Here is a 15,732-nt window from a genome sequence, read left to right on the forward strand (position 1 = left end):
CTGTAACGTCCTGCGCAGCTTATCAGGATATTTGCCCGGATATTTCTCCTGCAGATACTCAAGAACCGTTGCCGGCGAGATTTGCGGCCGGGATTCAAGTAAGGGAAGAATGTCGCTCAGCCAGACATCCTCCAGAGGATCCTGGCGGGTCCGCCAGTGTCGCTCCCCGAACGGTTGCCACTGTCCTTTTTCAATACGCCGGCCTGAACGGACCGAGATGCCCGCAGTAGCCGCAGCGGCTTCCTGGGTAAGACCTTTATTACGTTGAGTCATGTAAAAACTGACCTGCCTGATATTCAGCGCCACAACCTCTCCCGGGTGGGGAAAAAACGGGACGCTAAGGTTACAAACAGGCCAGAGTAATTGTCGCGAATCGGACGGGGTAATTGTCGCCTAATACAATAGGCGTGTAGTAGTTTGCTACACACTCAGTTATGATAAGGTGTATAGCAATCTATTACACAGAGGTCACAATGAGAGCAGAAACGAAAGAAACGCCCATCAACATCAGAGCTAAAGCGTCACAACGGGATATCATCGACAGGGCAGCTAAACTGCTGTCCAAGTCACGTACAGATTTTGTGCTTGAGGCGGCCTGCAGGGAGGCGCAGGACGTATTACTGGACCAGCGTCTGTTTGTTGCTGACGAGGTTCAGTTCAGTGCGTTTATTAAGGCTATCGAGACACCAGTGAAAGAGAACACGAAACTTGAGGCGCTGATGAAGCGGAAATCTCCGTGGGAATAACGCCACCGGTTCTTCTGGAAAAAAAACATGTCACATCAAATTTTCACTGCTCAGAGTTGAGCCTTGACGACTGGCTCAGACGCAGCGCTCTGAAAAATCAGACCAGTGGCGCGTCACGGACGTTCGTCGTCTGCAGCAGCGAAAGTGATAACATCGTCGGCTTTTATGCGCTGGCCACAGGAAGCGTACAGCGGCATATAGCTCCGGGAGCAGTGCGACGGAATATGCCGGATCCGGTTCCCGTCCTTGTTCTTGGCCGTCTGGGTGTTGACCTTAACTGGCAGGGAATGGGTATTGGTTCCGGGCTTCTTAAAGATGCGATACTGCGTTCTAAAGAAGTGTCTCTGCATGTAGGAACCCGGGCATTACTTGTTCACGCGCTTTCTGATAACGCCAGAGACTTCTACGAACACTGGGGTTTTATACCATCAGGTATACAGCCAGAAACGCTACTTTTACCTTTGTGGTGACAAAAATGGCAGAACGTATACTGACATATAAGTCGCATATTCCCACTGTTTTATTAAAGGCCGGGAGTGGTGTTCTCCCGACCTTAGCTACGTTTCCACTGTCATCAGTCGATAAACTGGCGGATCAGCTCCAGTACAGCGATCAGCGCATTTGCCAGCGCAACCACTGCACGCAGAGCGATGATTAAGAGATTAATCATCCGTTTACTCCGGTTAAGGAGTGGGAAGCCTGCTGGTTACTCTTACATTGCCTGTCGCAGCAGTTATCCTGCGTCAATAAGGGGATACTTCCACTCTGGCCTGAGCACCGGATCAGCACCACCTGTTACCCGGCCAGGGCTTTAATCCGTTAAGCCGCCTGAGCGGCAGACCTGAGAGGTTGAACGCAACCCTAAATTGACCGGCGCAGTATACCTTCAACTGCGGAAATTTGCATTTATGGCTCACTGGACGTATGCTTCTATCGTCAATAAGGGGATGCTCCAACTCTGGTTTGAGCGCCGGAAGAAGTCAAAATGAAGAAGCCCGATCTCACCAGTCGGGCTTTTTTGCGCCCATCGGATGACATTTCCGCTGAATCACTGGCTCTATTTCTCTTTTCTGGGTTTTACGCCGGAATTCCAGAAAACTCAGTCATCAAAGCTAAAGACTAGCTAATTTTCATAACGTTAAATAAATTACGGTCTATGTGATGGAATTCAGCGTCAAAATTGTTGTTTTAATGCTCGTCACTCAACAGTCCGTCTGCGTGACAACGCCCGAGGTTCCAGTCCGCTGAAAAATCCAGGTTTCTGACAAACCTCCATTAAATACCATCAAGCAGGAAATCAATAGCAGCTTTGACCTCTGTACGATAAGAGGAAACATCGCAGAACATCTCCCCCAGAGAGCGGGCGGGGATGCTCGCCATCTCATGCGTCATAACTGCATATTCGTTATCATCGGCCAGTCTGATAAGCGGAACCAGCCGTTCAGGCCGTGTACTGCCTGGGTACTTTTCGACAGGCAGCAGGGGGATCACAATCCTGCGGTTCAACTGTCCGATAATATCGCTGGTTACATCAAGCAGCAGGGGATAGATGCTACTCTTCCCGGTGTTACTGTATACAGTGAACTGCATTTTTAAAATGTCCTGTACTCATCGCTGAAACAACCGTGTTCATCGTGAAAGCGGTTAAGAGCCTCCAGCGCTTCGCTATTCTCCTCCTGCCACTTTTTCGCTTCGTACTGGCGTAGCTCGGCATCAAGGGCTGCGGTCAGGGTGGCACTGAGATTTATTCCAGCCTCACGCGCACGGCTGAGTAAAGCTCGTTCTACAGTCATGGTAACGCTTTGCGTTGCTCGTTGTGTTGTAGCCATGAAGACCTCGCGTCAAATGCCGTGCAGAAAACACGGCTTATTAGACGTAGCATAACACCAAAAAGGCAATGTGCGGAGAAATCTGGGTTCCGGTATAGACACCCTTAATATTGCCGCTGTATCACAGGCTGCATTTTTGCATTCATGGTTCATTATACGTAGACTTTATTTGTCAATTGAGGATGGTTCCACTCTGACCTGAACGCCGGGACAGGAAAAACGAAGAAGCTCGATCTCACCAGTCGGGCTTTTTTTGTGCCCTACCTTTTTACTTCAGCTACCGTTTTCATGGTTTTATTGAAAGCGCTTAAACTTAACGAGAAAAATTCTTCAATTGCATCAGAAATGACTTTCTCGAGCGTTTCCTTATCAATTTCCAGTTTTTCACTGCATGTCAGCTCATACATAATTCTGCTTACCCTTGGCGTATTGATGCTCAAAACAGGTGAGCCATTCTTGCCATCAGTTTTTACCCACCAGTAAAGTAGTGGATATTTCCTCTTAGGTAGCTCGCCTACATCTTTGAACATACTTATATATTCGTGCATCCCTTCAAAGGCATCGCTCTCACGAAGAGAAACGTTGATAGCATAGGATACAAGATGCTTTTTGATATTTTCTTCCGCTGAAGATAGCTGAGTAGTTATCTTTTTATTTTTTAACCTGCCCGCCAACCATTTAAACATCTTTAGCATCCCTGTCTTAAATTATGATAATTTCAATTAACCATCTTTTCTTTAGCAGCAGCAACTGCACCAAAAAAACCTGCGATCTGATAGCGGGAGATATCCACATTAAATACGAATAAGGCAATTAAAGTCGTTATAAAATTACCAATCACCAATGGTATCAGACTCCACTCGCTCACCAAACTAACAACACCTGATACCAAAATCAGAAAAAACCATACCATACCATACACTTTCACTTTCTTACCTATAACTCGGCTTAACTCAAAACGGTTAAGTATATCCTTATCAAGCATGGCAAAAATTCCCGCATATGATGCTACGAACGCAAAAATAACAAGCCAATGAAACAACCCAAAAAACAAAAAAAACAACCAAAGTAAAAAACCATCTTGAGTCGGAAGTGAAAAATAGCTGAGCAACGCAAAAGTACAGTATGCAATAAAATGTATTTTTACTTTACCAAACATTGAAAAAAAACTAGGAACTTCCCTTTTAGACTCAGACATTAAGGAAGCAATCGCTTTTGAATCTTTTTCAATCTGTTCATATGTCATCATTTTTATCACCTGTCATTCAATCAGTCCTTTCATTTCGTATAATCCTTATAGGAATGATTTACTAGAGGATTAACAATTGTTTTTTCTTGTTGTTTATCAGCTGCATTTTTATTTATGGAGTACTCCCTATCTATGTTTTCCATATCCTGCTTACGATTGTCCCCCCCCTGCTGTGTGACGGAACGGCCTTCTTCCAGTTTATGTCGAGCATCAGCTGATTTATTTTTAATCACACGCTGCACATCATCAACATCTTTTTTCACATCAGTGCGGATATTATTATCAGCCACATGGCCATCAATCTGGTTATTGGCGCTGTTGTATGCTCCACCGAACTGCGCACCAGCAGTGTTGGCCGGAGACGTCATGCCCTGCCCCGTCTGACCGGCATTACTTTCATAATTGCCATCTATGCGACCGCGCAGCTTCTCATCCACAAATTGCTGCACCAGCCCTTCGCGACGCTGTGAAACATCCGTATCGGATGCGTTGGTGAGGATGTCCTGAGCCTGCTCCGGCGTCCGCTCTTTAACCCATTTCGCAAACTGCTGGTTGTAGTTCTCCTTCGCGCCGGCGCTGAGCGTTTCCGTTTCGGAAGCCATCCGCTGCAGTTCGTGGGTATGCGACTGACTGGTGGTGTACTGCTGATACGCGCTATCAGAGGCGGTGATACCGGCAGATATCTGGTTCATCAGACCGGAGGCATTCGTATCCACATGCTGACCATTATGGGTCATATTGTAGTTACGCAATACGTCCAGCCCTTCACTGAAGTCCTTCGCCTCACGCGCCGACAGCGTGTGGCCATAATCCTGTCCTTTCCGGCCATCTTCCGTTGTCTGAGAGGTGGCTCCCGTCCGGGCAGTCCCTTCCAGTCCAGCATGAATATCACCTTTGGCAGAAGCACCAGTCACCCACTGCCCGGCTTTACCCCACAGGGATTTACTGGAGTCAAATCCTGCCAGCCCCCTTATACCCGCATTCACCGCCAGATCACGTGATTTATTCTGCAGTTCTGAATATCCCTCAGTTCTGCCAAGGTTATATCGGTTGTTGAACTCATCTGCCATGTTCATCATCTTATGTACTTTCTCCGCATCCGTGATGTTCATGCCGGTAGAGGCCGCCAGAGTCTGCGTGTCGCTGTTACCGAACTGATCATGAAACTGCTTAAGCTGTGAGGCCGTTTGCTGAACAGAGTGGTTGTAACCACTGAGCGCCGTTTCGGTCTGGCTCATGCTGTCGCGGGTCATCTTCTGCGCCGCACTGGACAGGTGACGGTCCCAGTTCAGGTCAACCGGTAGCCGGCTGATGCCCGGCGAGGCATCCCAGACGGTCTGGCCCGCTGCAGTATGGGTCTCCATTGCCCCGTTCCCCAGCTGCATCGACGTGTTTCCTTCACGGTACTCCCGGTTCAGGTTGGTCTTGAAGCCGTTGATGTTCTCCATCTGCATGTTGGCCATGCTGTAGTTGCCGGAGGCCACCGCAGAGGCATCGGCCGTGGATGCCCCACCGAGGGCACTGCCGAGGCTGGAGCTGAGGCTCGCAAAGTTCTGCCCGAGCTGGGTGAACAGTTTAAACGCAAGGAACGGTATCGACAGCATCAGCCACCCGGCTATTCCCGCCGTGGTGCTGCTGGTTTCCATCAGGCGGTTCATGTTGGAGAGCGTCGGCCCGCTGGCGTTAAAGCTGCCCTGCGTGCCAAAGTTAACCGCAAAGTTGAAGATGGCAAACATCACCGGCCAGAGCATCAGGCTGCCCATAAAATTCAGGTAGTTTTTACACACGGTCATTGATATCTCCCGCACGAACAGCGCCAGTACCATTACCGGGAAGATACACACGCAGAACAGCAGCAGAACCGTGTGCAGCTGCGGCAGCACCTCGGTGGCGATGGCATAGCTGACCGCATGGGACAGGCGCAGCTTCATCAGCGACTGTTCTGAGGCAATATCCACCATTGAGGCGGTGTCGTTCATGCCCTTCACGTAGCTGTTCAGCCCACGGCGAAGTCCGGCGACCGCCACGTTCTGCAGTATGATGTTTTTGGCTGACTGGCTGCTGCTGAAGAAGTAGTTATAGCTTCCCTCCAGCTGGCTGGCATAAGCCGTTGCCGGCGAGGTCGCCCCCGGCAGCATGCGCGCCGCGTGGTACATAAAGGTGCTGCTCTCCGGCGTGCCCTGAATGGCCAGCAGATTTTTAAGGCGCGGAGCGGCGTCACGGCAGAACATAAAGGCGCTGCCGGCGGCGTCCCGCCAGAAGATGCCGCGCAGCGGGCTGGGCTTGCTGAAAATAACCGACTGCACCTCTGCCGACGTCATCACGTCCTGCATGCTGTACTTGTGGTTGAGCATGATATCCGGCACCACGCAGTTTTTGGTGTAGGCCACCATGTTGATGGCCAGCACCGGATCCCGTCCGGCGATGGTGAAGCTGTCCTGCATCAGCTTTGAGGCAAACATCATCCCGGTTTTGGTGTAGGTCCGTTCATCCGGAAAGTGAAAGAAATTTTCGTAGGTGGTGGCGATGGTATACCCCGTGCCGGTGACGATCCACAGCGGGGCGGCAAGCCCCAGAGGAACGTTATCCACGCGCCCGACAGTATCCGGGGCGGTCAGGTCGTTAACCACCACCGTCACCTTTGGCGTCAGCAGCAGCGCGGTGACGATGACGAAGGTGAACGCCCAGTAGAACATCACGCGCAGATCGTGACTTTTTAAGTAGGTATAAATACACGTCAGAATGCCCAGCACCTCGGCAATCCACATCACGCTCTTCCAGCCGGTATCCCTCATCATCGCGGCCACGGCGTTCAGCCCCATCGTTATCATGCCGCCGCTGCTGGTTACCCAGATATCAATGGCCATCCTCAGCCTCCGAAGTCATAGTTAGACATCATGGTGTCAGATACGTCCGTGGACAGCTGCTGGCGCAGCTGAGACAGGTTACGCTCAAACTCACCCAGCCCGTTCTGCTGCACCTGAATACGCCCTACGCGCTGGCTCAGTTCGTTGCGTACCTGACGCAGGTTTTCGCGAAAGTGTTTATTCTCTTCTTCCGTATCGAGCGCCCCGGCCGCGCCGCTCTGCGCCACGTCAATCAGGCCATTGATGTAGGACATCACCATGTCAGCCGCAATGTATTCCGCCAGGCTGCTGACCACGGACTGGTCCAGCCCGACCGATGCGGAATCAATGGTGTAGCGCAGCAGCTGCACGCGGGTGCTGGATATCAGCGCCTGCTCATCGCCGGTGAGCGCCGCATCGGTGGTGCTTTTCTGAAAGATATCGTTCAGCATGTTGCGCACTTTAGCCGTCATGCCCTCGTTTTCAGAAAGCGTCAGCTCAGCAACGACCGGCTGCAGGCAGGTATTATTATCATTACAGCGGTAAATTTTCTCGGTACCGCCGTTCAGCAGCGTGTTGAACATCGCTTCGCTGCCCCCGCGCGGCGCCAGGAATGACGGGTTGCCCTGCGCGTCGTAAATGACGGTGCCGACCATCGACATGATGAACTCCTTCAGTTCACGATCGTTACTAAAAAACTGGTTCAGCTTGCTGAACGTGTCCCATGTCAGGTTGCGGTTGCGCGGAATACGCTTTTTCTCCTCGTCAGACGCCTTGCTGTAGACGCTGGCCGGTCCCTCACAGACGCGGTTAAAAACCGCCGTCTGCTCACGACCCCCTTAAAGGAAATGCAATGCAGAAACGATGCCTGCCGCTGCTGGTCAGCGGCCTGATACTCCTGTGCCCGCTGGCCGGCCTGTCCGCGCCTGGCGTCAGCGTGGGCTTCTCGCCGGAAGGCACGGCGCAGACGCTGGTTCTGAACACCCTTGACGCTGCCACGCAGGAAATACGCCTGGCGGGCTACAGCTTCACCGCGCCGGATATCGTGCAGGCGCTTGTCCGGGCGCAGGCCCGTGGCGTGGACGTGAAGGTGGTGCTTGACGACAGGGGCAACCGCAGTAAAACCAGCCGGGCCGCCATGAACCTGCTGGTGAGCCACGGTATCCCGGTGCGCACCAACGGGCAGTACGCCATCCTGCACGACAAAATAATTATCACCGACGGCCGCACGGTGGAAACCGGCAGCTTCAACTACACGCGGTCAGCGGAAAAGCGCAACAGCGAGAACGCGCTGGTTATACGCGACATGCCGGAACTGGCCGCCCGGGTGCCTGACCTCGTATTCACCCGCCGCCCGCCGGTGCATAAGTGAGGAACCGCAATGACAAAAGAACGCTTTCTTGCTGAGGTTATGACCGGAGACCGGATATGGCGCTCGGGGTCCTTTGACGCCTTCCTGAAGGGCTTCAGCGATAACCTGCCCGGCATCGACAACATCATGCTGACCTGCTACCGGGCGGGGCAGGCGGTGACGGAGCTTGTTTTCAGCAGCGGGGGGAACGTGAAGCTGTACCTGACCATCCGGGAGGGGAAAATCAGCCTCACCCGGCTTTTACCGGAGCATATCCGGCTGTCGGCCCTGGAAATTTCGCTGCCTGACGTGGTGGATATCCTCATCCTGACCACGGTACTGGCCAGACACTACGGCCTGACGCCGGAGCTGGCAGATGATGCCGGTACCTCCACCGTGCTGATGTTCGCACGCCCTTTCAGAAAAAAACGGAGGTCATCATGAAGACAGCGACATTTGACCCGGAGCCGGTCATCCGCGACCGCCGGGGCTTCGGAACACACCCGGCGCTACAGGGGCTGACGCCCGGAGAATTCGCCGCATTCCTGCATCAGCACCGGCTGCAGTGCGAAGTGAGTGTGATGCAGTATGACGACCCGGCCGCCTGGCTCGCGTGGGACGCGGGAGGCCGGGGAAATGTGCGTCACTGGCAGCCTGTTGCGCCGGACGAGGATGCCTGGTTTATAGGATCGATACACGATCCGGGCGACGGCCCGGTGTGCTTCTGGCTGCGGTCATATTGACCCGCTGAGGCTCAGAGACGTCCCCGTAATCGCCCGGCCGGTCAGTTCGCCTGCTGACCGCCCTGCAAAAAAGTGAATCTATTACCTGTATCACTATGCTATTCTGCCGAAAAGTTTTAATTTTTTCTGAGGAGGCCCCATGCCACAGCAACAGTCAACTGCTGCGCAGCCGAAACAGAAGCGCACTTACAGGAAAGGTAACCCCTTGAGTGATGCAGACAAACAGCGTCTTTCAATTGCTCGAAAAAAGGAATCAAGGAAAGAGATAAAAGTCTTTGTTGAACCTGAGATAAAAGCTCTCTTAATGGATATGTGTAAACAGGATGGTTTAAATCAAGCCGATATTCTGAAGCAACTCATTGAGAAAGAAGCGAGATGCAGGGGAAAACATTAAAGGGCTTACTTTCTTGAACCTTTGAAGGACTAGTGATAGATTACGGATCGTTAAGACATTCTGGCGGGCCACGCCATAAGGTGGCAGGGAACTGAAGCGGAACAAACAACCGGTTTCAGAAAAAAGAAAACCCCGATAATCTCTTCGCTTTGGCGGGCTGGAAAGATTAACGGGGCATCACATAATCTGCATAGAAGCTGTTGCTCTATGCGGGGAGTATAGATGCATGCTCAGAAAAAAACAATACTTTCTGTGCTCACTCCTTAAGCGCAACATAAGCGCAGGCAGGAGTGGCTGACGCGGTAATCCCTCTTAAACAGTCTGACACAGCAGGCGCATACCGGCCTTCCCGGCGCGGCGAGTCCAATCGCCTCCGGAAAGGACTGCCAAAAACGCACCGTAATCATCAGCCCGTTTTCAATGGCAAAATTCCCCGTGGCATGGCCGCAAAAGTCGTGGCGTGTTTTCGTGGCCACGACTGGCGCCGTAACACGGACCTGATTGCCCTGCGGCGGCAGGGGTACACCCCTTACACCCGCATGTTCGATCCGTCATTCCGGCCGAAGCCGATGCGCATCACCCCGCGTTCGGAGAGCCGTGAAGCGCTGACCGCGCTGTCGCTGGTGCTTGCCGCGAACTGTGACTACAGCCCCGACAGCGAGTATATGTTTGAAGTGATGATGCCCGTCGAGGAGCTTGCGCGCCGCATGGGCGTGCTGCACGTCTATGAAAGCGGCCGCAAAGCCTACGACATTCTGCTGAATGCCCTGCGCGTGCTGGAGCAGCTGGACTACGTTGTGGTTCACCGCGACAAAGACTCAGACACCGGCCAGAACAAACCAATGCGCATTTTTCTGACCGAAACCTGTTTTACCTCGCGCGGCATGACGGTGGAAAACGTGAGAGCCTGGCTGCACAAATACCGCCAGTGGGCGGTGGCCAGCGGCGTGGCAGAATCCATGCGCCAGAAATACGAGCGTCACCAGCTTAAAATGGCGCGGCTGGGTATCAGTATCGACAGCCACCATGCCCTCAAAAACCGCCTCAAAAAAATAAAGCGCTGGGTGGTCAGTCCGGAACTGCGGGCCGAGAAAGAACGCGTGCAGGAAGACCTGGGCGCGGTACTGGACGAGCAGGCGCGCAAGCTGCGTCAGCTGCGCGCAGGCAAAAGCAACAACCGCTATGAAAGCGCCTGGCGGCGCTGGGTCAGCGGCGGCGGATGCACTTACGCCGCGCAGCTGCGGATGGAAAACGTCGTGAAGGCTGAGCACCCGCTTCTGCACAGCACGGACCCCGAACAGTATTACCGGCTGCTGCTGGAAAGCGCCGGCATCACTCTCTGATACCCCATCTTTTAACCCACCGCGTCCTTCGCGGTTTTTGTGCTGGCGCGGCGCGGAAAACTGCGCTGCCGGCAGGTATTTCTGCGCCCTGAAACCGCCATCAGTGTCCGTGCCGGCCACGACGGAGATGACGTTATGACGCCGGCAAGCCGAATTGTGCAAAAATAAAACGCTTAATTTCGGACTTGTTTTCATCGCTGCATGTGATACGGCATTAATTCCGAACGGACAGCCCGTAAAAGTGCTAATTCCGAACGTTAATCCTGAACAAAACATGCCCTTCAGAAAGGGAGTACTCATGAGCCAGCCTGTGGCATGGCTTCAGGAGTAGCACCCCTTCGGGGCAAACGGTCCCCCACGCATTGTGCAGACACTGAACGCCTTCAGAAGGTAGCTCCCCGGGCAAGCCCGGGGCATTGCAGCTGCGGTCGCTTTAATTACAACATCCGGTAATTTACCCCTGTCACCCGTTAAGCGCGTATCTGTAACTTCACAGCACGGCCCCACCCCTGAAAAGCGGCCCTGCCCCGGCCCTGAGGGCCGGAACAACGTCGCTTTTAATGATGGATGATGTAACTAAAAAACTGAGCCGCTGTAAGTAGTGTCGCTGGAAGTCCTGAGTGACACGCCCGTAAGCGGCCCTTACGGCCCGCATAACGCGGAGATACATTCCGGCTACGCCGGAATCACTCCGACGGCGCACAGAAGCTTCTGTATCGCTTACAGCGGGGTATGGTCTGGCAGGGGGAAAGGATTGATTGGCAGAACCTGTCAACAACGTAACCGGCTGCGCCGGGCTACGGCGCCACTCACTGACAGAGCCATATTCAACACCAGCTGGCGCCTCCATGACGCTTTGCGTCATTCAGTGGACCGGCTGCGCACTGCTCACCAGTCTGGTATGCATGTGATATAAGGGATCTGACGCTCAGTGGAGCGAAAACTCACGTTCACGTATAGGAAATTCAAACCATCCGTCCCTCTTAGTAGGGTGGTGAAATTTTCATCAGCGTGGCATGCTGGAGTAGCAAACGCTCTGCGCTCAGGATAGGCGGTGTTTTTTTATACTGATACTGCCTGTTTTATATACGATCACCGTGCAACAGACAGATCTGCCCTGCGTCAGGCCGGTACGTACCGCATCAGGCTGATATCCCGCGCATGCGCTTTAAGGGCCTGCACATTCAGACCCGCGATCGCCCGACGGTAAGACAGCCGCCCGCCGCACAGGATGCATTCAAACGGATCGCGGCGCAGGAGCTGCTTACTCAGTTGCGCGTAACACACCTTTACCACCGATGCGGGTTCTTTCATTCCCAGCGCACTGTAAACCTGCGGCAGTTTTTCCCCGCACACGCGGTTGGCCAGAAAACCAAAATAGCGCACCATCCGGAAGTGTTTCTCCGGGATATGCTGCTTCAGGCGGGCCACCATCTCATGCTGCGTCAGTTTCTCCGTGGCCTGCTCTCCCGTATTGTGGTCGTGATAGCGGAAGCTCAGCGTGGCACCGCCAGCGTAGTGCGCCAGCCGGGAACCGGCTACCGGCGGTTTTTTCAGGTAACGGCCCAAATATCTCACTGTGTTTTTGCCGCCCGCAGTCTTTTTCGACATGTACACGTACCAGCATTGACCCCCAGCCGTCAGTATCAGTGTCCGCCACTGTGAGTCTGTGGTGATATGCATCAGCTCCGGCGGAAGCGCAACGCCTTCAGACCAGACATTCAGCAGGTGCTGACGGACATTCCGCATCCAGCTGGCGCGCATGGCTTCCTTACTGAAACTTATTTTTCGCCACTTCCCGTGCTTATTAATACCCCCGCAGGTGACGGGGACGTGAATATGGGGATGCCAGTTAAGGCGGCGGCCGTACGTATGAATGGCGCAGAATATACCGATATCCAGCCCGCGTTTTCCTGCGGCATACAGCAGGTTGTCGACGGCGAGGCGGGCTGGGTGAAGACCAGATGCTGCCAGTCACAGTCCGGCAGCCGGTTAAGCTGCGCGGCAATCCACAGGTCAGTGGCTTTTTTACCGCAGGACGGACAGGCCCTGCTGTGGCAGGCGTTGGTGATGTATTTAACATGCCGGCAACCGGGATTATCGCAGCCATATTCCTTCACGCCGCTGATGCGGGTGCCACAGGCCAACATTTTTGTTACGGCTTCCACTTCGATATCACGCAGGCCGCCGGCGTCAAGGAAGGTGGTCCAGCACTGGTTGGCAGTGAACAACTTTTTAAGCGGACGCGGGGTAAAACCGGACAGCATGGGACGGATTAATCTTGTGTCTGTGGCAGCCGCCCCAGAGCTTCAGTATTACCACGGCGTTCCAGTATGGCGCTGGCAACCATTGTAGCTGGCGGATCCATGGGCTTCATTAACTTTATCCAGTCCCATTCACGTTGCGAGAGCTTATCAGCGGCAACGGAGAGCAGGACGGTATCGATACTCTTACGGGTCATCATGGTGACGGTCTCTGAGAAAAATATGTTGTCAGATCATACATATTCCACTCAGGGTTTGGCTACGATAGAGCAAACAGATGGCGGGGTTTTTGATTTGCAGCTGTCAGGCTGCCCTGTTATCGATAAATCCGGTCTTGACGACCGTATCGGAGGACAGGGGCTGCCACTTGCCGTCATGCTGTGTGACGTTGGCCACAACCGCATGGGTACCCAGCACATAGTAGTTGTCCTGATGGGTGTAATAGCCGCCGGCTTTGCCGGCGGGTCCAGCCTAGCCAATGCTCATCAGCTGCAGCCCCCTCAACCAACCTGTCCTGGCCAACAAAAGACATATCCCATTGACATATCCCACACGACACACCACAATGGATATACAGTTTGTATATCCACATTTGGAGGTGTGTCATGGAAACAACCGTATTTCTCAGCAACCGCAGCCAGGCCGTTCGTCTGCCGAAAGCAGTGGCGCTGCCTGAAAATGTCAAACGAGTGGAGGTTATCGCTGTTGGCCGTATCCGTATCATCACGCCGGCCGGCGAGGGCTGGGACAGCTGGTTCGGGGATGAGGATGTCAGCGCCGATTTCATGACGTCACGCGACCAACCCCCGATGCAGGAACGAGAGACGTTCTGATGCTGAAGTACCTGCTGGACACCAACACGTGCATTTTCACCATCAGGAACAAGCCCGCTCACGTCAGAGAGCGCTTCAGCCTGAATACGTCTCGCCTGTGCATCAGTTCGGTCACGCTGATGGAGCTGATTTACGGCGCGGAGAAAAGCCAGGCACCGGAACGCAATCTGGCAGTACTCGAGGGCTTCATCGCGCGGCTCGATGTCCTGAATTACGATGCGCCCGCCGCCGCGCACAGCGGTCAGATTCGGGCCGAATTGAGCCGACAAGGACTCCCTGTCGGCCCATTTGATTTGATGATCGCCGGCCACGCCCGCAGTCGTGGACTGATCGTGGTCACCAACAACACACGAGAATTTGCACGTATTAACGGGTTGCGTATCGAAGACTGGTGTTGATCCTTTCAGGCTAATGCTCATCATCAGAATTCATCTCCCGGTTCGCAGTCCCCATGATGAACTTCGGCCAGCTCGCGCCGATGTCTGTCGGTATTGATATTGGTCTCTTCCCGGCGCTGCATGGCCCGCTGTCTCATGGTCTGCTGTTCAGCCTGACTGGCTTCATACTGTGCGATATCAACCACTTCGCCGTCACCACGGTTGTGACGCATTAAGCGGGTAATCAGGTAATATACTGTTTTTTTATGATGTATCCTGACCAGTCCCTGACCCGAAAAGCTTTGGCACTGTTGCAAAGTTATTGATGAGGTAGCCTTGTCTGTTATTAAAAGCCTTATATTTCAAAGAATCTGCTCACCAGGCGCGTCTCGCCCAAGGGATCACCGTAATAAAATGGTGAGGCCTGGTCCTTGCGTAATGCGCGCATAACCTCAGTACCTTTGATTGTGGCGTAAGCAGTCTTCATCAATTTGAATCCCAGCGTGGCGCTGATTATCCTTTTCAGCTTGCCATGATCGCATTCAATGACATTATTCCGGTACTTAATCTGCCGGTGTTCAACGTCAGCCGGACACCGGCCTTCAAGTTTGAGCAGAGCGAGGGCCCGCCCATAGGTGGGCGTTTTATCCGTGTTGATAAAGCGCGGGATCTGCCACTTCTTAACGTTGTTGAGAATTTTCCCCAGGAACCGTTAGGCGGCTTTGCTGTTACGTCGTGGTGAAAGATAAAAATCGACAGTACGGCCCCTGCTGTCAACAGCCCGGTAAAGATAAGCCCAGCGACCCTTCACCTTCACATACGTTTCGTCAATGTGCCACGGTTTGAGCTCTGAAGGGTTGCGCCAGTACCAGCGCATTCGCTTTTCCATTTCAGGCGCATAACGCTGAACCCGGCGGTAAAGCGTGGAGTGATCGAATTAACACCACGCTCAGCCAGCATCTCCTGCAGCTCACGGTAGCTGATACCGTGAGCTGCAGTACCAGCGTATCGCTCAGAGGATGATGTCACTCTGAAAATGCCGGCCTTTGAATGGATTCATGTGCTGCTCTGTCAGCAAACGTTGGCGATTAGTTTATCATCTCCGGATTTTTGCAACAGTGCACTTTCGGCTGCTATTTCAGCGATGGAACCACCACTGATCAGATCAGCCCGGATGGCTTTTGCATAGGGTGTAAGGGTGAGACTGTAGTGGCGGATACGTCTTTCTGCTCTGCCGAATGTGGTGAGGATCACGGTAAGCACCGCCGCGAAATGAAGAAGCGGATAAAAGGTGAGTGACAGATACACCTGCAACGGAAGGGGCCGGGACAAATAGAGTTTGTACCGGATGCGCGGAAATCTGAAGCGGGAGCGTTACGAGAAAACACTCCTCCTTGAGGCTTCGCTGGATGCCATCAGGGTGGATGCTCATGGTTGCGTCTTCGGACAGGCCGTGCTCAGTCTGTTTTCATCATCCCCTTAGTATTTTCTTTAACGATTGATAATGCGCTCACTGACTTGTTTTTATGATTAATCACGCGATTTCGATCGAAAATACTGAGCAATTAGTAATTAGTAATTAGTAATTAGTAATTAGTAATTAGTTTATGATTGGTTAAGCCCATGTATGGGTAATCCCCCCGAAAAACCGGTGTGTTCATAAGTAGAATTTTCTCGTAATCTGAACCGGGGAGATCTCTGTGAAAAAATCACGCTTTACCGACAGCCAGATCATGGCCATCCTCAAGCAGGCCGAG

Annotated in this window: 21 protein-coding genes and 4 pseudogenes; 11 read left to right on the forward strand and 14 right to left on the reverse strand. The window is 53.1% G+C overall.

Going from position 1 to position 15,732, the window contains the following annotated elements; all coding sequences use genetic code 11:
• Window positions 1–306: helix-turn-helix domain-containing protein (locus tag BTJ39_RS23320; protein ID WP_139356346.1), on the reverse strand; the 306-nt coding region annotated here is incomplete at its 3' end.
• A gap of 167 nt (window positions 307–473) precedes the next feature.
• Between BTJ39_RS23320 and BTJ39_RS23325 the strand changes: the two genes are divergently transcribed.
• Together BTJ39_RS23325 and BTJ39_RS23330 are read left to right on the forward strand one after the other, a co-directional pair.
• Window positions 474–746, forward strand: coding sequence for a type II toxin-antitoxin system TacA family antitoxin (locus BTJ39_RS23325; RefSeq protein WP_078005070.1), 273 nt, complete (start codon window positions 474–476; stop codon window positions 744–746).
• A complete protein-coding gene (locus BTJ39_RS23330) occupies window positions 737–1,216 on the forward strand; it encodes a GNAT family N-acetyltransferase (protein ID WP_078005071.1) in 480 nt (159 codons plus the stop codon). Before BTJ39_RS23325 ends, BTJ39_RS23330 begins: the two co-directional genes overlap by 10 nt.
• 104 nt (window positions 1,217–1,320) lie before the next feature.
• Here the strand turns inward: BTJ39_RS23330 and dqlB are convergent, their stop codons facing one another.
• A complete protein-coding gene (dqlB, locus tag BTJ39_RS25325; RefSeq protein ID WP_277869803.1) occupies window positions 1,321–1,416 on the reverse strand; it encodes a DinQ-like type I toxin DqlB in 96 nt (31 codons plus the stop codon).
• A 315-nt stretch (window positions 1,417–1,731) separates the two neighbouring features.
• Here dqlB and BTJ39_RS24990 point away from each other — a divergent pair, with 315 nt between their 5' ends.
• Window positions 1,732–1,869, forward strand: a complete 138-nt coding sequence (locus BTJ39_RS24990) for a hypothetical protein (RefSeq protein WP_176110419.1) — start codon at window positions 1,732–1,734, stop codon at window positions 1,867–1,869.
• A gap of 152 nt (window positions 1,870–2,021) precedes the next feature.
• On the opposite strand, the gene BTJ39_RS23335 is transcribed toward BTJ39_RS24990, so the two are convergent.
• From BTJ39_RS23335 to BTJ39_RS23360, 6 genes and pseudogenes are all read right to left on the reverse strand, one after another.
• The gene (locus BTJ39_RS23335; RefSeq protein WP_078005072.1) at window positions 2,022–2,336 is read right to left on the reverse strand and encodes a CcdB family protein; all 315 of its coding nucleotides are present in this window, start codon (window positions 2,334–2,336) and stop codon (window positions 2,022–2,024) included.
• 2 nt (window positions 2,337–2,338) lie between these two features.
• Complete coding sequence (locus BTJ39_RS23340; protein ID WP_078005073.1) at window positions 2,339–2,575, reverse strand: type II toxin-antitoxin system CcdA family antitoxin; 237 nt, start codon at window positions 2,573–2,575, stop codon at window positions 2,339–2,341.
• 260 nt (window positions 2,576–2,835) lie between these two features.
• Entirely contained in the window at window positions 2,836–3,261 is a 426-nt protein-coding gene (locus tag BTJ39_RS23345; RefSeq protein ID WP_078005074.1) for a hypothetical protein, read from the reverse strand.
• 32 nt (window positions 3,262–3,293) lie between these two features.
• Window positions 3,294–3,824: a hypothetical protein gene (locus tag BTJ39_RS23350; protein ID WP_078005075.1), complete on the reverse strand. Its 531-nt coding sequence runs from the start codon at window positions 3,822–3,824 to the stop codon at window positions 3,294–3,296.
• Window positions 3,825–3,853: 29 nt separating this feature from the next.
• On the reverse strand, window positions 3,854–6,691 hold the full coding sequence (traG, locus tag BTJ39_RS23355) for a conjugal transfer mating-pair stabilization protein TraG (protein WP_078005076.1): 2,838 nt from the start codon (window positions 6,689–6,691) through the stop codon (window positions 3,854–3,856).
• 2 nt (window positions 6,692–6,693) lie between these two features.
• A pseudogene (locus tag BTJ39_RS23360) lies at window positions 6,694–7,437 on the reverse strand (conjugal transfer protein TraH); the annotation flags it as partial.
• Window positions 7,438–7,523: 86 nt separating this feature from the next.
• On the opposite strand from BTJ39_RS23360, the gene BTJ39_RS23365 reads away from it, so the two are divergent.
• The 6 genes from BTJ39_RS23365 to BTJ39_RS23390 all read left to right on the forward strand — a co-directional run bounded on the left by BTJ39_RS23365 (window position 7,524) and on the right by BTJ39_RS23390 (window position 10,501).
• Entirely contained in the window at window positions 7,524–8,042 is a 519-nt protein-coding gene (locus tag BTJ39_RS23365; RefSeq protein ID WP_078005078.1) for a phospholipase D family nuclease, read from the forward strand.
• Between the two features lie 9 nt (window positions 8,043–8,051).
• Window positions 8,052–8,465: a hypothetical protein gene (locus BTJ39_RS23370; RefSeq protein WP_078005079.1), complete on the forward strand. Its 414-nt coding sequence runs from the start codon at window positions 8,052–8,054 to the stop codon at window positions 8,463–8,465.
• Window positions 8,462–8,764 carry a hypothetical protein gene (locus tag BTJ39_RS23375; protein ID WP_078005080.1) on the forward strand — a complete coding sequence of 101 codons (303 nt, stop codon included), beginning with the start codon at window positions 8,462–8,464 and terminating at the stop codon, window positions 8,762–8,764. Before BTJ39_RS23370 ends, BTJ39_RS23375 begins: the two co-directional genes overlap by 4 nt.
• 139 nt (window positions 8,765–8,903) lie before the next feature.
• Window positions 8,904–9,158: a replication regulatory protein RepA gene (gene repA, locus BTJ39_RS23380; RefSeq protein WP_078005081.1), complete on the forward strand. Its 255-nt coding sequence runs from the start codon at window positions 8,904–8,906 to the stop codon at window positions 9,156–9,158.
• A 226-nt stretch (window positions 9,159–9,384) separates the two neighbouring features.
• Window positions 9,385–9,456 (forward strand): RepA leader peptide Tap, encoded by a 72-nt coding sequence (gene tap / locus BTJ39_RS25495; protein WP_078005087.1) that lies wholly within the window; start codon window positions 9,385–9,387, stop codon window positions 9,454–9,456.
• Between the two features lie 142 nt (window positions 9,457–9,598).
• The gene (locus BTJ39_RS23390) at window positions 9,599–10,501 is read left to right on the forward strand and encodes a Replication protein (protein ID WP_241825969.1); all 903 of its coding nucleotides are present in this window, start codon (window positions 9,599–9,601) and stop codon (window positions 10,499–10,501) included.
• 1,122 nt (window positions 10,502–11,623) lie between these two features.
• Here the strand turns inward: BTJ39_RS23390 and BTJ39_RS23400 are convergent.
• The 3 genes and pseudogenes from BTJ39_RS23400 to BTJ39_RS25500 form a co-directional block, all read right to left on the reverse strand.
• Window positions 11,624–12,768, reverse strand: a pseudogene (locus tag BTJ39_RS23400) (IS91 family transposase).
• A gap of 8 nt (window positions 12,769–12,776) precedes the next feature.
• The gene (locus BTJ39_RS23405) at window positions 12,777–12,965 is read right to left on the reverse strand and encodes a hypothetical protein (protein WP_078005084.1); all 189 of its coding nucleotides are present in this window, start codon (window positions 12,963–12,965) and stop codon (window positions 12,777–12,779) included.
• Between the two features lie 115 nt (window positions 12,966–13,080).
• A pseudogene (locus BTJ39_RS25500) lies at window positions 13,081–13,179 on the reverse strand (hypothetical protein); the annotation flags it as partial.
• A gap of 191 nt (window positions 13,180–13,370) precedes the next feature.
• Here BTJ39_RS25500 and vapB point away from each other — a divergent pair.
• Window positions 13,371–13,598 carry a toxin-antitoxin system antitoxin VapB gene (gene vapB / locus BTJ39_RS23410; protein WP_078005085.1) on the forward strand — a complete coding sequence of 76 codons (228 nt, stop codon included), beginning with the start codon at window positions 13,371–13,373 and terminating at the stop codon, window positions 13,596–13,598.
• Complete coding sequence (vapC, locus tag BTJ39_RS23415; RefSeq protein WP_078005086.1) at window positions 13,598–13,996, forward strand: type II toxin-antitoxin system tRNA(fMet)-specific endonuclease VapC; 399 nt, start codon at window positions 13,598–13,600, stop codon at window positions 13,994–13,996. Before vapB ends, vapC begins: the two co-directional genes overlap by 1 nt.
• 23 nt (window positions 13,997–14,019) lie before the next feature.
• Here the strand turns inward: vapC and BTJ39_RS23420 are convergent, their stop codons facing one another.
• The 3 genes and pseudogenes from BTJ39_RS23420 to BTJ39_RS24995 form a co-directional block, all read right to left on the reverse strand.
• Window positions 14,020–14,208: a hypothetical protein gene (locus BTJ39_RS23420; RefSeq protein WP_078005088.1), complete on the reverse strand. Its 189-nt coding sequence runs from the start codon at window positions 14,206–14,208 to the stop codon at window positions 14,020–14,022.
• Window positions 14,209–14,330: 122 nt separating this feature from the next.
• Window positions 14,331–14,984 (reverse strand): annotated as a pseudogene (locus tag BTJ39_RS23425) (IS6 family transposase).
• Window positions 14,985–15,046: 62 nt separating this feature from the next.
• Complete coding sequence (locus tag BTJ39_RS24995; protein ID WP_176110420.1) at window positions 15,047–15,289, reverse strand: hypothetical protein; 243 nt, start codon at window positions 15,287–15,289, stop codon at window positions 15,047–15,049.
• Window positions 15,290–15,732 lie beyond the last annotated feature (443 nt).

Source organism: Izhakiella australiensis, assembly GCF_002006995.1.
GTDB lineage: Bacteria > Pseudomonadota > Gammaproteobacteria > Enterobacterales > Enterobacteriaceae > Izhakiella > Izhakiella australiensis.

Coding starts and splice junctions, on each gene's coding strand:
- dqlB (WP_277869803.1), bottom strand. CDS start 1,416: ATGATTAATCTCTTAATCATCGCTCTGCGTGCAGTGGTTGCGCTGGCA.
- vapC (WP_078005086.1), top strand. CDS start 13,598: ATGCTGAAGTACCTGCTGGACACCAACACGTGCATTTTCACCATCAGG.
- BTJ39_RS23375 (WP_078005080.1), top strand. CDS start 8,462: ATGAAGACAGCGACATTTGACCCGGAGCCGGTCATCCGCGACCGCCGG.
- BTJ39_RS23345 (WP_078005074.1), bottom strand. CDS start 3,261: ATGTTTAAATGGTTGGCGGGCAGGTTAAAAAATAAAAAGATAACTACT.
- BTJ39_RS23370 (WP_078005079.1), top strand. CDS start 8,052: ATGACAAAAGAACGCTTTCTTGCTGAGGTTATGACCGGAGACCGGATA.
- traG (WP_078005076.1), bottom strand. CDS start 6,691: ATGGCCATTGATATCTGGGTAACCAGCAGCGGCGGCATGATAACGATG.
- BTJ39_RS24990 (WP_176110419.1), top strand. CDS start 1,732: ATGAAGAAGCCCGATCTCACCAGTCGGGCTTTTTTGCGCCCATCGGAT.
- BTJ39_RS23365 (WP_078005078.1), top strand. CDS start 7,524: ATGCAGAAACGATGCCTGCCGCTGCTGGTCAGCGGCCTGATACTCCTG.
- vapB (WP_078005085.1), top strand. CDS start 13,371: ATGGAAACAACCGTATTTCTCAGCAACCGCAGCCAGGCCGTTCGTCTG.
- BTJ39_RS23340 (WP_078005073.1), bottom strand. CDS start 2,575: ATGGCTACAACACAACGAGCAACGCAAAGCGTTACCATGACTGTAGAA.
- BTJ39_RS23335 (WP_078005072.1), bottom strand. CDS start 2,336: ATGCAGTTCACTGTATACAGTAACACCGGGAAGAGTAGCATCTATCCC.
- BTJ39_RS23325 (WP_078005070.1), top strand. CDS start 474: ATGAGAGCAGAAACGAAAGAAACGCCCATCAACATCAGAGCTAAAGCG.
- repA (WP_078005081.1), top strand. CDS start 8,904: ATGCCACAGCAACAGTCAACTGCTGCGCAGCCGAAACAGAAGCGCACT.
- BTJ39_RS23405 (WP_078005084.1), bottom strand. CDS start 12,965: ATGATGACCCGTAAGAGTATCGATACCGTCCTGCTCTCCGTTGCCGCT.
- BTJ39_RS23390 (WP_241825969.1), top strand. CDS start 9,599: ATGGCCGCAAAAGTCGTGGCGTGTTTTCGTGGCCACGACTGGCGCCGT.
- BTJ39_RS23350 (WP_078005075.1), bottom strand. CDS start 3,824: ATGATGACATATGAACAGATTGAAAAAGATTCAAAAGCGATTGCTTCC.
- BTJ39_RS23420 (WP_078005088.1), bottom strand. CDS start 14,208: ATGCGTCACAACCGTGGTGACGGCGAAGTGGTTGATATCGCACAGTAT.